The 14,006-nt window shown below is 67.9% G+C and carries 9 protein-coding genes; 3 read left to right on the top strand and 6 right to left on the bottom strand.

Annotated features, from left to right (window positions below; translation table 11 throughout):
• The first annotated feature begins 5 nt into the window (after positions 1–5).
• The 3 genes from C8C94_RS07465 to C8C94_RS07455 are packed head-to-tail and all read left to right on the top strand — an operon-like array spanning position 6 to position 5,887.
• On the top strand, positions 6–1,859 hold the full coding sequence (locus C8C94_RS07465; protein WP_121420281.1) for a PAS domain S-box protein: 1,854 nt from the start codon (positions 6–8) through the stop codon (positions 1,857–1,859).
• On the top strand, positions 1,856–2,251 hold the full coding sequence (locus C8C94_RS07460; RefSeq protein WP_055396057.1) for a response regulator: 396 nt from the start codon (positions 1,856–1,858) through the stop codon (positions 2,249–2,251). Before C8C94_RS07465 ends, C8C94_RS07460 begins: the two co-directional genes overlap by 4 nt.
• Before the next feature lie 18 nt (positions 2,252–2,269).
• Positions 2,270–5,887 carry an EAL domain-containing protein gene (locus tag C8C94_RS07455; RefSeq protein ID WP_121420280.1) on the top strand — a complete coding sequence of 1,206 codons (3,618 nt, stop codon included), beginning with the start codon at positions 2,270–2,272 and terminating at the stop codon, positions 5,885–5,887.
• 163 nt (positions 5,888–6,050) lie between these two features.
• On the opposite strand, the gene C8C94_RS07450 is transcribed toward C8C94_RS07455, so the two are convergent.
• The 6 genes from C8C94_RS07450 to C8C94_RS07425 are packed head-to-tail and all read right to left on the bottom strand — an operon-like array spanning position 6,051 to position 13,858.
• A complete protein-coding gene (locus C8C94_RS07450) occupies positions 6,051–6,800 on the bottom strand; it encodes a glutamine amidotransferase (RefSeq protein WP_121420279.1) in 750 nt (249 codons plus the stop codon).
• Complete coding sequence (locus tag C8C94_RS07445) at positions 6,797–8,245, bottom strand: ABC transporter ATP-binding protein (protein WP_121420278.1); 1,449 nt, start codon at positions 8,243–8,245, stop codon at positions 6,797–6,799. Before C8C94_RS07445 ends, C8C94_RS07450 begins: the two co-directional genes overlap by 4 nt.
• A complete protein-coding gene (locus tag C8C94_RS07440; RefSeq protein ID WP_121420277.1) occupies positions 8,242–9,084 on the bottom strand; it encodes an ABC transporter permease in 843 nt (280 codons plus the stop codon). The genes C8C94_RS07445 and C8C94_RS07440 overlap by 4 nt, the downstream gene beginning before the upstream one ends.
• Positions 9,081–10,049, bottom strand: a complete 969-nt coding sequence (locus C8C94_RS07435; protein ID WP_121420276.1) for an ABC transporter permease — start codon at positions 10,047–10,049, stop codon at positions 9,081–9,083. Before C8C94_RS07435 ends, C8C94_RS07440 begins: the two co-directional genes overlap by 4 nt.
• Positions 10,046–11,659, bottom strand: coding sequence for an ABC transporter substrate-binding protein (locus tag C8C94_RS07430; protein WP_233573433.1), 1,614 nt, complete (start codon positions 11,657–11,659; stop codon positions 10,046–10,048). Before C8C94_RS07430 ends, C8C94_RS07435 begins: the two co-directional genes overlap by 4 nt.
• 18 nt (positions 11,660–11,677) lie before the next feature.
• Positions 11,678–13,858 carry a TonB-dependent siderophore receptor gene (locus C8C94_RS07425; RefSeq protein ID WP_121422761.1) on the bottom strand — a complete coding sequence of 727 codons (2,181 nt, stop codon included), beginning with the start codon at positions 13,856–13,858 and terminating at the stop codon, positions 11,678–11,680.
• Between the last annotated feature and the right edge of the window lie 148 nt (positions 13,859–14,006).

Raw genomic sequence — 14,006 nt, 5'->3', positions numbered from 1 at the left:
TCTGCATGGCATCTGATTTTTCTGCCGCATATTGGGAGCAAAACCCCGATGCGCTGCTGGTGCTGTCGCCTGAGGGGGTGGTGCTCAACTGGAACCCGGCTGCCGAAGCGATCTTTGGATATGCACCGGCAGAGGCTCAGGGCAGGCGCCTCATTGATCTCATTGTTCCCGAGAACCGGGCCCACGAAGAAGACGAGATCCGGGCCGAGGCCCTGCGGGGCCTGAGCAGCACCGTGCACGAGTCGGTGCGCCGCCGCAAGGATGGATCGCTGGTGCATGTCAACGTGTCCACCAAGGCCGTGCGCGACGAAGCTGGCCAGCTGCTGTACTTTCTGTCGAGCAAGAAGGATGTCACCCAGCTCAAGGTCCAGCGCGAGGCCAAGCTGCTGGAGGCGCGGTTCCGTGACCTGCTCGAATCCACACCCGACGCGATCGTGATGGTCAACGTGACAGGCCGCATCGTCCTGGTCAACTCCCAGGCCGAGCGCGTGTTTGGCTATGAAAGGACCGAGTTGCTAGGGCAGGCCGTGGAGGTGCTGCTGCCACACCGCTACCGGGGCGCCCACCTGGGGCACCGCAGCGGGTTCTTTGGGGCGCCGCGCACGCGCACCATGGGGGCGGGGCTGGAGCTGCATGGCCTGCGCAAGGATGGCGGCGAGTTTCCAGTGGAGATCAGCCTGAGCCCGATCGACACCGAAGAAGGCGCGATGGTGATGAGCGCGATCCGAGACATCACCGACCGCAAGCGGGCCGACCAGAAGTTCAAGGACCTGCTCGAAGCCGCGCCGGACGCGATGGTCATCGTTGACCGCGACGGCCGCATCGTGCTCGTCAACTCGCAGGCCGTGAAACTGTTTGGCTGGAGCCGCAGCGAACTCCTGGGTCAGAAGATCGAGCTGCTGGTGCCAGAACGCTTCAGCGGTCGGCACCCTGAGCACCGACGCGGCTTTTTTGCCGAACCACGATCCCGCTCCATGGGGGCAGGCCTTGATCTGTATGGTTTGCGCAAGGATGGTTCCGAGTTTCCAGTCGAGATCAGCCTGAGCCCGCTGGAGACGGAAGAAGGACTGTTTGTCTCCAGCGCAATCCGCGATGTGACGGAGCGCAAGCGGATCGAGCGGGCCTTGCGCGACAAGAACCTGGAGCTTGAAAATGCCGCCTTGGTCAAAGACCGCTTCCTGGCCAGCATGTCCCACGAACTGCGAACCCCGCTGAACGCCATCATCGGTTTCACGGGCACCTTGCTCATGCAGCTGCCGGGGCCGCTCAACCCGGAGCAGGACAAGCAGTTGCGCATCGTGCAGACTGGGGCGCGGCACCTGCTTTCGCTCATCAACGACCTGCTCGATGTGGCCAAGCTCAGCGCTAACAAGGTGTCGCTCCACAAGGAGCCGCTCGACTGCCGCAGCATTGTTGCGGAGGTCGCCGCCACGCTGGAGCCCGAAGCCGTGCGCAAGGGCCTGGTGTTTAATGTGTATGCCCCCGCCCAGGCCGTGCAGTTGCACACTGACCGCCGGGCCTTCAGCCAGATTCTGATCAATCTGGTGGGCAATGCCATCAAGTTCACGCCGCAGGGGCGTGTGGATGTGGTACTGGAGGAGACCTCGTCGGCCCAAGGGCGCACCGTGCAGGTTCAGGTGCGCGACACCGGGCCTGGCATTCCGCTGCAGGAGCAGTCGCGGCTTTTCGAGGCCTTCTCCCGGGTCGAAAGCGCCGACCGGCGTCACCACGAAGGCACCGGCCTGGGCCTGCACCTGAGCCGCAAGCTTGCCGAAGCGCTGGGGGGCAGTGTGGGGCTGGAGAGCGCCGAAGGGCAGGGCAGCACGTTCATTGTGGAGTTTCAGGAGACCAGCCCATGAAAGCCACCATCCTGGTCATCGAAGACGATGATGCCAGCCGGCAACTCGTCACCTACCTGCTGGAAGCCGCGGGCCACCGTGTGCTGGCCGCCGAAAACGGCGCCCTTGGCCTGGGGCTGGCGCTGGCCGAGGGGCCCGACCTGATCCTGTGCGACCTGCAAATGCCGGTGATGAATGGCTATGAGGTGGCACAAAGCCTGCGCTCGCACCATGGGTGGCGTGTGGTGCCGCTGGTGGCTGTGACCGCTTTTTCGATGCCGGGTGACCGCGAAAAGGCCCTTGAGGTGGGTTTTGACGAGCACCTGTCCAAGCCCATCACGCCCGAAACCTTCGTGAGCCAGGTCGAGGCGTTTCTGGGTTCTTCATTCCACGCGCCGCCGGGCGCAGCCTGACGTTGGACCCCGGGTAGCATGGCCAAGATCCTTGTTGTCGATGACCTGCCGGCCAACCGTGCGCTGGTGGTCACGCTCATCGGGCACAGTGGCCACCAGGCCCTGGAGGCCGCAGACGGTGCCGAGGCCCTAGCCCTGGTGCGTGCCGAGCGCCCGGATCTGGTGATCTCCGACATCCTGATGCCGACCATGGACGGGTACGAGTTTGTGCGCCAGCTGCGCACAGACCACCAGCTCGCCGCAACCCAGGTGATCTTCTACAGCGCGCACTACCGCGAGCAAGAGGCCCGCAACCTGGCCCTGGCCTGTGGGGTGACGCAGGTGCTGGTGAAGCCCTGCGAGCCACAGGACATCACCTCGGCCATTGAGCAGGCCTTGTCGCAGGTGCCGCCGCAGCCCTTCCACCCGATGGAGCACAGTTTTCAGACTCGGCACCTGCAGCTCATGACGGACAAGCTTACGGGCAACGTCGCCGAGCTGGAGGCCATGAACCGGCGTCTGGCGGCCCTGACCGACCTGAACCTGCAACTGGCCTCCGAGCGCGACCCGCAGGTGCTGCTGGCCAATGTATGCCGTGGCGCGCGCGAACTGGTGGGGGCGCAGTATGCGGTGCTGTGTGTGGTGCGCAAGCAAAGCGATGCCTCCATCGTGTGCACCAGCGGCATCGAACCTGCGCTGTGCGGGCTGCTGGACCTGCCCGTGGTGTCGCACGGCCTATTGGGGCAGTTGCGTGCTGCGCGCCGCTCTGAGCGGCTGGTCAATGAAAGCGGTGCGCCGAGCGATATCGGCCTGCCTGCAGGCTACCCGCCACTGCACACCGGCTTGATTGCGCCCATCACTTCGCTCTCGTTCTCCTATGGCTGGATCTGCCTGGCCAACAAGCAGGGGGAAGATGCGTTCACGGCCGACGATGAAAAAGTCCTGGCCGTCCTGGGCGCGCAAGTGGGTCGTATCTACGAAAACGGTAGCCTTTATATCGAGATCCAGAAGCATGCCGAGCAACTGCAGGTGGAAGTGTTCGAACGCCAGCGGGCCATGGACGCGCTGCGCGCCAGCAAAGCCAGCCTGCGAAGGGCGCAGGCACTGGCAAAAATCACCCATGTGATCAGCGGTGCTGATGGTGCTTTCGAGAGCTGGCTGGACACGCTGCCCGATATGCTGGGGCTGGGGGCCGATGCCATGCCCAAATCCGCGCGCGAGTGGCTGGCGCTGGTACACCCGCAAGACCGCGACATGTTCCGCCAGCATGCGCTGCAGGCCGCACAGCAAGGCGCCCGCCTGGATTTCACCTACCGCCTGTTGCGCGCAGATGGCGAACTGCTGCATTTGCGCCAGGTGATGGAGCCTTTGGAGGATGAGGCGGGCCGGGGCGAGCAGGGCCGCTGGTTCAACACCATCCAGGATGTCACCCGGGAGAAACGCGCCGAGGAAGAGCTGCACGAAAGCGACCGCCGTTTCAATGACATGCTCGACAAGGTCGAGATGATCTCGCTGATGCTCGACTGCGAAGGGCGCATCACCTATTGCAACGACTACCTGCTGCGCCTGACAGGCTGGGAGCGTGAAGAGATCGCGGGCCGCAACTGGTTTGACATGTTTGTGCCCCCTGAGATGGGCAATGTGCGCAGCGTGTTTGCCGATGTGCTGGCGGACCGGCCTTCGGCCTGGCACTACGACAACGAGATCCTCACCCGCTCGGGCGAGCGGCGCCTGGTGCACTGGAACAACACCGTGCTGCGCTCTGTGGGCGGACAGGTGACGGGCGTGGCCGCGCTCGGTGAAGACATTACCGAGCGCCGTGAGGCCGAGCGCAAGATCAAGCGCCTGAACCGCGTGTACGCGATGCTCAGCGGCATCAACACGCTGATCGTGCGGGTGCGCGACCGCGAGGAACTGTTCCGCGAGGCCTGCCGCATTGCGGTGGAGCACGGCCATTTCCGCATCGCCTGGATAGGCCGCGTGGACCGCGCGGCGCAGCAGGTGGTGCCGGTGGGGCTGTCGGGCGTTGAGGCCGATTTTGTGCACAACATCCGCGACCGACTGGGTTTGTTTGACGTTCCCACACCGGGTGAAAGCCTCGCCGCCGCAGTGGTGCGCACTCGCAAGGCCGTGCTGTGCGACGACATCAGCGGCGACCCGCGTGTGATGCTGCGCGATCAACTGCGCCAGCGGGGTGTGGCCAGCATTGCGGTGTTGCCCATCCTGGTGGGCCAGGAGGTAGCCGCCACACTGGCCCTGCTGGCAGACGAGGTGGGTTTCTTCGACGAGGCCGAGATGAAGCTGCTGACAGAGCTGTCCGGTGACATCGGTTTTGCCCTGGACCACCTCGACAAGGAAGACCGGCTGAGTTACCTCGCCTATTACGACGAAATCACCGGGCTGCCCAACCGCACCCTTTTTCTGGAGCGCACCGGCCAGCACCTGCGCCCGCGTGAGGGCACACGGCCTCTGATGGGTATTGCGCTGATGGACATCAGCCGCTTTCGCTTTGTCAATGACACGCTGGGGCGGCAGATGGGCGACGAACTCCTCAAGCAGGTCGCGCAGCGGTTGCAGCACGCCAGCCCCGATGTGTACGACGTGGCACGCATTGGCATCAACAGCTTCGGCATCGCTGTGACCGACGCACGCGATGCGGGCGCGGTGGCCATGGCGGTGGACTACCTCCTGCGCGCCTGTTTTGATACACCCTTTGCGCTGGGCGGCACCGAGCTGCGCATGGCCGCCAAGGCTGGCGTGGCCTTGTACCCCATGGATGGCGCTGATGCCGAAACGCTGCTGCGCAATGCGGAGGCCGCCGTCAACAAGGCCAAGGCATCGGCAGACAGCCTGCTGTTCTACATGTCGGAGATGAATACCCGCGTGGCCGAGGCACTGGGCATGGAAGGCCGCCTGCGTGATGCCCTGGAGCGCGGGCAGTTTGTTCTGCACTACCAGCCCAAGCGGTGCCTGTCCACTGGCGCCCTGGCAGGCGCAGAGGCCCTCATCCGCTGGAACGACCCTGAGCGTGGCCTGGTGCCGCCGGGGCTTTTCATCCCCATCCTGGAGGAAACCGGCCTTATCTACGACGTGGGGCGCTGGGCGCTTGGGCAGGCACTGGCAGACAACCAGCGCTGGCGGCAGGCCGGCCATGCGCCGCTGCGGGTGGCGGTCAACGTGTCGTTTCTGCAGCTGCGCCACCGCAGCTTTGTGGCCGAGGTGCGCGAGGCGCTGGCGTTTGACCCGGCCGCAGGGGCCGGGCTGGAGCTGGAGATCACCGAGAGCATGGTCATGGAGGATGTGGAGCACAGCCGTAGCAGCCTGCACGCCCTGCGCGAGATGGGCATCACGATTGCCATTGATGACTTCGGCACCGGGTTCTCATCACTGAGCTACCTGGCCACGCTGCCCGCTGACACCCTCAAGATCGACCGCTCTTTCATCATGGGGATGGACACCGGCCCGCAAGGGCAGGCGCTGGTCTCCGCCATCATCAACATGGGGCACTCGCTGGGGCTCAAGGTGGTTGCCGAAGGCGTAGAAACGGACGAACAATGCGGCCGGCTCGCGCTGCTGGGCTGTGACGAAATCCAGGGCTACCTGCTCAGCAGGCCGGTGGCCGCCGAGGTGTTTGAAGCCCGCTTCCTAGCTTCCTAGTCCACTGAGTCCGAGAAATTGGCGGTGCGCCGGGGCAGCGGCGGGTGATGCACTGGTGAGGCGCTACGCCCAATGCAGAGCAATCGCAGCGGAGGATTTGCTATTGTATTGATAGCTGTTAGCGCTTGATAGATAAGCGCTAGAGCCAATTTTCATTGAGATTTCAAGTGGCGGCCGCTGCCGCCAGCTGCGCAAAACGCGCCAGCAGGCTGGCCGATTCTGGCGTGGCCTGCACACCTTGCTCCAGCGCTGCCACATCCATGCCCGCGCGTTGCAGAGCAGGCGCAAAACACGCTACGTAGTCGCGCATCACCGCATCGCTGAACTCGGGGTGAAACTGCACGCCCCAGGCACAGGGGCCGACGCGGAACGCGTGGTGCGGCTCATGGGCGTTTGCGGCCAGCGCCACGGCACCAGGGGGCAGGCGCTGCACCGTTTGCTCGTGCACCACCTGGGCGCCAAAGCGGGCAGGCAGGTGGCCCAGCAGGGTGTCGCCCTCGGCACCGGCCAGGCGCTGTACGGCCACGGTGCCTATCTCCAGCCCGGCGGGGTGGCGCGCCACCTCGCCGCCCAGCGCGTGGGCCAGCAGCTGATGGCCGTAGCAGATGCCCAGCACGGGCACCCGGGCCGCCACCACGCTGGCCAGCCATGCGGCGGTGCGCTCGCTCCAGGGTTCGCGGTCGGTCACCATGGCGGGGGAGCCGGTTACCACCACGCCCGCTATCTGGCCGGGCTCTGGCCATGCGGTGGCGGTGCGGGCGTCCAGCGTCTGCAGCGCCAGCTGCGTGCTGGCGGGGGCTTGGTTCAGGCCGCCCGCAATCCAGTCTTCAAAGTCGCCATACCGGGCCCGTTGGGCGGGCAGGGTGTCGCCGGTCTTGATGATCCAGAGGGTGCGGGAGGGTGTCGCTGTCATGCGGCGAGCATAGCGGCGGCGGGCTCCTTGCCAGCGCTCGCGAAGTCCAGCGTGCGGGTGCCCACGGCGGCGGCCAGGTGCGGGTCGTGGGTCACCAGCATCAGCGCGGCGCCGGTGTCTTGCACCGCGTGCAGCAGCACCTGGATGGCCTCCTGCTGCGTAATGGGGTCCAGGCGCGAGGTGGGCTCGTCGGCGAACAGCAGCGCCGGTTGCGCCACCAGCACCCGCGCCAGCGCAATGCGCTGCAGCTCGCCGCCCGATACCTGGTCGGGCCTGCGCGCCAGCAGGTCTTCGGGCACACGCAGTTGGGCCATGCGCTGCTGCACCGCCTTCCAGTCGCAGCGGTGCAGGCGGGCGGCGTCGCGCAGCGACTGGGCCAGGCTGATGTGCGGCGCAAAGGAGCTGACCGGGTCCTGGTGGAGCTTTTGGAACGCATGCGGGCGCAGCCGGGCGCTGCGCTCCACACTGCCCGTGTCGGGCGCCACCAGGCCCAGCAGCACATTGCCCAGTGTGCTTTTGCCGGTGCCGCTCGGGCCTTGCACGGCGATGCGTACACCGCTGTGCAGCGTCAGGTCCAGCGGTGCAAACAGCTTCTGCGCACCATAGGCTTTGGAGATGCCGCGCGCCTGCACGACCGGCTCGCCCAGCGTGGGCTCGGCAAACGGCAGCCAGTGGGCCGGGTCGGCCTGAAGCAGCTGGCGGGTAAAGGCGTGCTGCGGCGCGGCGGCCACGGTGTGGATGTCGCCTTGCTCCACCGCCTGCCCGTGGCGCAGCACGATCACCTGGCCGCCCAGCGCCTGCGCCGCCTGCATGTCGTGGGTGATGGTGAGCAGGCAGCCGCCTGCCTTCAGCACGCCCTGGAACAACTCCACCATGCGGCCGCGCCAATGCGCGTCCAGGCCCTTGGTGGGCTCGTCCACCATCAGCACTGGGGCGCCCCCGGCCAGGGTGATGGCGGCCACCGCGCGCTGGGCCATGCCGCCCGACAGTTGCCAGGGGTAGTGGCTGCCTGCGCCGCCCAGGCCCGCAGCGCCCAGCACCTGTTCGGCCTGTGTGCTGGCGGCGCTGGGGGGCTGCTGGTGCAGCAGGCGGTACACCTCGGCCAGCTGCGGTGCCACGCGGGCCAGGGGGTTGAGCGCCAGCGAGGGCTCCTGCGGCAGCAGCGCCAGCTTGCGGCCCCACAGGGCGCGGCGGGCGGCGGCGTCCTGGGCACGGGTGGTGGTGCCATCCAGCGTGATCTGGCCCGTGGCCTGCAGCGCAGGCGGCAGGTTGCCCATGATGGCCTGGGCCAGCAGCGACTTGCCCGCGCCGCTTTCACCCACCAGCGTGAGCGCCTCGCCCGGCCGCAGGCTGAAGCCGATGTCGTGCAGCAGCCGCTTGCCGCCGACCTGGATGCCCAGGCCCTCCACGACCAGCAGGGCGTCGGATTTCAAAGGCGTGGTCATGCGGTCTCCCGGTCGGGGTTGAACAGCATCATCGCGGCCACCAGCCACACCAGCAGGGCGGTGGGGGCGGCAATGAGCCACGGGGCTTCTTCGTAGTAGGGCATGGCCTCGGTCATCATCAGTCCCAGCTCGGGCGTGGGCGGCAGCATGCCCACACCCACAAAACCCAGCGCGGCCAGCGCCAGCACGGCTTGCGATGTGGTGAAGGCCAGCAGCGTGCCCAGCGTGGGCGCGAGCGCAGGCAGCAGGTGGCGACGCAGCACGTATCCGCGCCCAAAACCCAGCAGGCGCGATGCCTGCACCGCATCACCTGCCAGCACGGGCCGGGCCACCGCGCGGCTCACGCGGAAGTATTCCACCCACAGCGCAGCCGACAGGCCCGCATACAGCGCCCACAGCGCTCCGGGCGCCAGGGCCGCGATCAGCAGCACCAGCAGCAGGCCGGGGATGGCGAGCACCGAGTCCGACAGCATGAGCAGCGCCCGCTCGGTGCGCCCGCCGCGCCACGCGGCGGTGATGCCCAGCAGCGTGCCGGGCACGGCGGCGCTCACGGCCGCCAGCAGCGCCATGCCCAGCGACAGCTGCGCCGCATGCGCCAGCCGCGCCAGCGCCGAGCGGCCCAGCACATCGGTGCCCAGCCAGTGCTGGGCGCTGGGTGGGGCCAGGGTGTTGCGCAGGTCTTGCACCACCGGGCTGGCGCCCACCAGCCAGGGGCCGAGCAGGGCAAACAGCGCCATCAGGCCGAGCAAGGTAATACCCAGCACGGTGCGAACAGGCCAGCGGGGCCGGTCGATCACGATGTCAGCGGAGGGATGCAGGGTGGAAGGCACGGCACTCATGCAGCCACCTTCTGGGTATGTCGGGGGTCCAGCGCGAGGCACGCCGCATCCACCAGCAGGTTGAACACTACAAACAGCACACCCATGCACAACGCCGTGCCTTGCACCACGGGGATGTCGCGCCCGAACACGGCGTGCACCAGCGCATGGCCAATGCCGGGCCAGGCAAACAGCGTCTCCACCACAAGCGCGCCTTCCACCAAAAACAGCGCCTGCACGCCCAGGTAGGCCGTCACCGGCACGGCGGCATTGCGCAGGCCGTGGCGCACCAGTGCCTGCCAGTCGCTCAGGCCCTTGGTGCGCGCAAATTCAAAAAAGGGCGACACCACCACCTCCAGCATCGCAGCGCGGGTAACACGCGCCAGCCCGGCGGCCAGGCCCAGCCCCAGCGTGAGCGCAGGCAGCACCAGGCTGGCCTGGCTCTCGTCACCCCCCGCAGGCAAAAAGCCCCACTGCACCGCCACCAGCAGGATGAGCAGCACCGACAGCAAAAACGGCGGCAGCGCGCGCAGCACCACGGCCATCAGCCAGCTGGCCTTGTCCACCCAGCCCTGGGGCCGCAGCCCGGCCCACACGCCCAGCGGCACACCCACGGCAAAGGCAATGACCAGCGCGGCGGCAGACAGGCGCAGCGTGGCGCCCAGGTGGTGCGTGACCTCGTGCCACACCGAACGCTGCGACACCAGCGACTGCCCCAGGTTGAAGGTGGCCATGTCGCGCCACCAGTGCAGCAGCGCCAGCCAGCCGGGGCGGTCCAGCCCCAGCTCTGCGCGCACGGCGTCGGCGGCAGCGTTGCTCACCAAGTCATAGCCATAACGGCCCGCCGCCACGCGCATGGCCAGGTCGCCCGGCAGGGCGCGCACCATCAAAAAGCACAGCGTGCCGATCAGCAGGGACACGGCCAGCACCTGCACCAGCCTGCGGCCGAGCAGGGCGGCCCAGGGTTTTGAAATCAAAGGGTTCATGGGTTGCTCCACTCCATGCCGGTCAGGCGGTAAGAACGCTCCAGCGGGTCCAGCGTGACGCCCGCCAGCCGGGGGGCCACGGCCACATGCTGGCGGTACCACGCCACGGGGATCACGGGCAGCTCCGTTTGCAGGGTGTGCGTGATGGTTTGCCGCAGCGCGCGCGTGCGCTCGGGCGGCGTCTGGGTGCGCGTGAGCTCCTGCAGGGCCTGCACCACGGTGTCGCTGTGCCAGCCCATGGCGCCCCAGTCGCCGCCCTGGGCGGCAAAGTCGCCCGCCAGCGTGCCTGTGGGGTCGGGCACGTTGGCGTAGTTGCGTGCGGCCAGCGCCAGCTGCAGGCTCCCGTCGCGGTGGCCCCGGGGCACGTCGCCCGAGTTGCCGATGCTCACCTTCACCGCCATGCCCGCCAGCCGCCACTGCTCCTGCAAGGCGGTGGCAATCAGCGGCAGCTCGGGCCGGTCCACAAAGGTGCGGATCACCAAGTGCAGCGGCTGGCCATCGGCATCGCGCAGGCCGTCGCCGTGGCGCTGCCAGCCTGCGGCGCGCAGCAGGCGCGCGGCGGCTTCGGGGTCGTGCTGCAGCGCGGGCAGGTCGGGGTTGTGCCACGCACCCAGCGTGGGCGGCAGCAGCTGCGTGGCGGCCAGAGCCTCGTCGCCCATCAGCGCCAGGGCAATGCCCGCACGGTCAATGGCCAGGCTCAGCGCCTGGCGCACGCGCACATCGCGCAGCGCAGGCATGCCCGCATTGAGCTTGACGATGACGGTGCGCGGCAACGTGACCGATGCAATGCGCACGGTAGTGCGGCGCGCCAGAGCAGGGTTTTGGGCATGGCGCTGCAGCCGCCGCAGGCTGGCCGGGTCCAGCCCATAGGCCAGATCGGCCTGGCCGCTCTCGGCCATCAGCGCGCGGGTTTCGGCACGGCTGGCGGCCAGGTAGCGCACGGCGGCAATGGCGGGGCGCGGGCCGTCGTAGGCGTCAAACACCACCGTCTCGACCTGCTGCGGAGGCACCAGCACCGCAACGCGATAGGGGCCGCTGCCAATGATGCTGCGCACCTTGCCGTCGGCGCCATAGCTTACAGGGGCCAGCACCATGGTGCTGGAATGCGCCAGCAGCGCGGGCAGGGCGGTGTGGGGGCGTTGCAGGCGGATGAGCACCGTGCCTTCGTCAGGCGCGGTGATGGACTCGATGGGCGCCTGGCTCAGCAGTGCGGGCGCCACCTGCGCGGCCTGCAGGCTGCGCACCACGGCGGCGGCCGTCACCGGCGTGCCATCATGAAAACGCGCCCCGGGCCGCAGCTCAAACTGCCACACCAGCCCATCGGCCGACCGGCGCCAGCGCTGCGCCAGCGCGGGCCGTGGCTGGCCGTCGTCTGCAGCGTCCAGCAGGGTTTCGGTGACCTGCAGCCGCGTGAACACATAGCCGCTGCTGGCGGGCGCCAGGCCGCTGATCTCCCACGGGCCGACGATTTGCAGCGGTGCGGGGGCGGACGCGGGTGGTGAGCCTTGTGCCCAGGCAGCGGGCAGGGCGCCTGCCGCCAGCGCGGCCATGGGGGCCTGCAAGGCGCGGCGCCGGGTCAGGGGTTTGAGGGCGGAGGAGAGTGTTGTCATGCAGGTCACCGGCACCACTCAGAACTTGGCTTGCAGGCCCACCGTAACGGTGCGCGCCGCCCCCGGCGCCACCCACACGCGGCTGTACGAGCTGGTGTAGTGCACCTTGTCAAACACGTTGTCCACGTCCAGCGACAGGTTCAGCGTGGGGCTCAGGCGCCAATACGCCATCAGTTTGGCCGTGGTGTAGCTGGGCAGGTCGAACGCGGCGGTGCCCGCATTGGCATCGGCCTGCGTGCGGGCCTGGCCCAGGCGCTTGCCCATGTGGGTCACGCCGCCGCCCACGCCGTAGCGCTGGCCGTTGGCCAGCGCGTTTTCGTACACCGCCAGCACGCTGCCGTTGACCTTGGGCACGTTCAGCAGGCGGCCGCCCACTTCCAGCGTGTTGTCGCGGCTCACCTCCACGTCGTTGAACACCAGGCTAGCGTTCACCCGCCAATGGGCGCTCACGCGGCCCGACAGGTCCAGCTCCAGCCCTCGGCTGCGCACCTCGCCCGCCGCGGCAGAAAAGCCTGCGTTCAGCGGGTCGCTGGTCAGCACATTGCGCTTGGTGATGTCGAACAGCGCCGCCGTGGCGCCCAGGCGCTGGTCGGCGCTCTCCCACTTGGCGCCCAGCTCCAGCGCGCGGGCCTTTTCGGGGTCAAAGGCGTTGCCTGCGGCATCACTGCCCGCGTTGGGGCGGAACGACGTGCCCGCGTTGGCATACACCGTCACGCCCTGCAGCGGCAGCCAGCTCACGCCCAGGCGCGGCGACACGGCCGAGGGGCTTTGCGGCGTGGTGCGGTTGGCTATGCGGTTTTGCAGCGACTGGTCAAAGTTGTCGGCCCGCAGCCCAGCCATCACGCGCCACTGCTCGCCCAGCTTGAGGGTGTCTTGCACATACAGCGCCGTGTTGCGCTGCTTTTCCAGCGTGTCGGTGTTGCGCCCGGGTGTGGGTTGAGGTTGGCCGTACACCGGATTGAAGATGTCAATCGCATACGGCGCCGTGGCGCTCGGGTTCACCCGCAGCATCACCGAATCCATGCTGAAGCGATAGCTCTCCACGCCCACCAGCAGTTCATGCTCCAGCCCACCTGCGCGCAGATTGCCTTGTAGCTCGGCCTGCACGGCCACATCGTCCGACTCGAAGTCGCGCCAGCGCCGCTGGCGCGTCAGGGTGCGCCCGTCGGCCTGCAAAGCCGTCGACTCGGTGGCAAAGCCCTTCATGCCCGTCTCGCGGTACGACAGCCCCACGCGGCTGCGCCAGTCGGCGTTCCATTCGTGCGACAGCACCAGCTGGTGCGTCTGGTTGGTCACCGTCACATTGCCATCGGCGGGCTCACCGAGGAAGCGGCTTGCAGGCACAGCCCCAAGGCGGTTGTTGACTGCCACCACGCCCCGGTCCAGCGGCGTGGCGTGACGCAGAAATTCAGACATGTACTCCAGCACCGTGTCGGGCGAGAGCTTCCAGGTAAACGCCGGCGCCACCACCTGCCGCTGCGCACGCACATGGTCGCGAAAGCTGCCCTTGTCCTCCACCGCCACGTTCAGGCGGTAGGCCATGCGGTCGTTGATGGGGCCGGTGGTGTCCAGCGCCGCACGGCCCAGGCCGTAGCTGCCCGCGTAGGCCTCTACCGAATGCGCGGCCTTCCACAGCGGTTTCTTGCTCACGATGTTGAGCGTGCCGCCGGGCTCGCTGCTGCCATACAGGGCGGCGGCTGGGCCCTTGAGGAACTCCACCCGCTCCACCCCCGCCAGGTCGCGCGGCGCGTTGAAGCCCCGGTTGGACGAAAACCCGTTGAGCAGCGTCGCCATGCCCGTGTTCTCGTTGCCCGGCAGGCCCCGGATGGCGATGTTGTCCCACAGCCCGCCAAAGTTGTTCTGGCGCGAGACACCGCCCACGTAGTCCAGCACGTCATCGAGCCGCGTGGCGCCCAGGTCGTCCAGCGTCTGGCGCGACATCACCCGCACGGACTGGGGTAGCTCGCGCAGCGGCAGGCTGGTCTTGGCACCCTCGGCCTCGTCGGCGTAGTAGGCGCCCGAGGCACTGCGGCCCACCACGTCTACGGCAGACAGGGTGGGCGGGGTGATCACATCGCCGTCTGCGGCCCAGGCGGGGTGGAGGGAGGCCAGCAGGGCGGCGGCCGCCACGGCCGTCAAGGTGGGGCGGCGCAGGGGCGCAGGGCGTGAAGAAGCATCAGGAGAAGACAAAGAACGCATGGCAAACCAGTCCAAAAGCGGTGAATGCAAAAGCCAGGAGCAACGCGGCCCACACCCGCCTGGGTGGCGGCGGGTGCACAAGGTCGCGTGCCCGCACCCACCCACGGGGGTGAATGCAAGGGCAAAAACGAAAAGGGGATGCGCTATA

The sequence above is a fragment of the Acidovorax sp. 94 genome (assembly GCF_003634645.1).
GTDB classification, from domain to species: Bacteria; Pseudomonadota; Gammaproteobacteria; order Burkholderiales; family Burkholderiaceae_C; genus Acidovorax; species Acidovorax facilis.
Note: the sequence above shows the minus strand (reverse complement) of the source record. Positions and strands in the feature narration are given on the sequence as shown.

Bases quoted from the DNA above. Each gene is read 5' to 3' on its own strand.
- C8C94_RS07455 (WP_121420280.1), top strand. From the start codon at position 2,270: ATGGCCAAGATCCTTGTTGTCGATGACCTGCCGGCCAACCGTGCGCTG.
- C8C94_RS07460 (WP_055396057.1), top strand. From the start codon at position 1,856: ATGAAAGCCACCATCCTGGTCATCGAAGACGATGATGCCAGCCGGCAA.
- C8C94_RS07425 (WP_121422761.1), bottom strand. From the start codon at position 13,858: ATGCGTTCTTTGTCTTCTCCTGATGCTTCTTCACGCCCTGCGCCCCTG.
- C8C94_RS07450 (WP_121420279.1), bottom strand. From the start codon at position 6,800: ATGACAGCGACACCCTCCCGCACCCTCTGGATCATCAAGACCGGCGAC.
- C8C94_RS07435 (WP_121420276.1), bottom strand. From the start codon at position 10,049: ATGAACCCTTTGATTTCAAAACCCTGGGCCGCCCTGCTCGGCCGCAGG.
- C8C94_RS07430 (WP_233573433.1), bottom strand. From the start codon at position 11,659: ATGACAACACTCTCCTCCGCCCTCAAACCCCTGACCCGGCGCCGCGCC.
- C8C94_RS07465 (WP_121420281.1), top strand. From the start codon at position 6: ATGGCATCTGATTTTTCTGCCGCATATTGGGAGCAAAACCCCGATGCG.
- C8C94_RS07445 (WP_121420278.1), bottom strand. From the start codon at position 8,245: ATGACCACGCCTTTGAAATCCGACGCCCTGCTGGTCGTGGAGGGCCTG.
- C8C94_RS07440 (WP_121420277.1), bottom strand. From the start codon at position 9,084: ATGAGTGCCGTGCCTTCCACCCTGCATCCCTCCGCTGACATCGTGATC.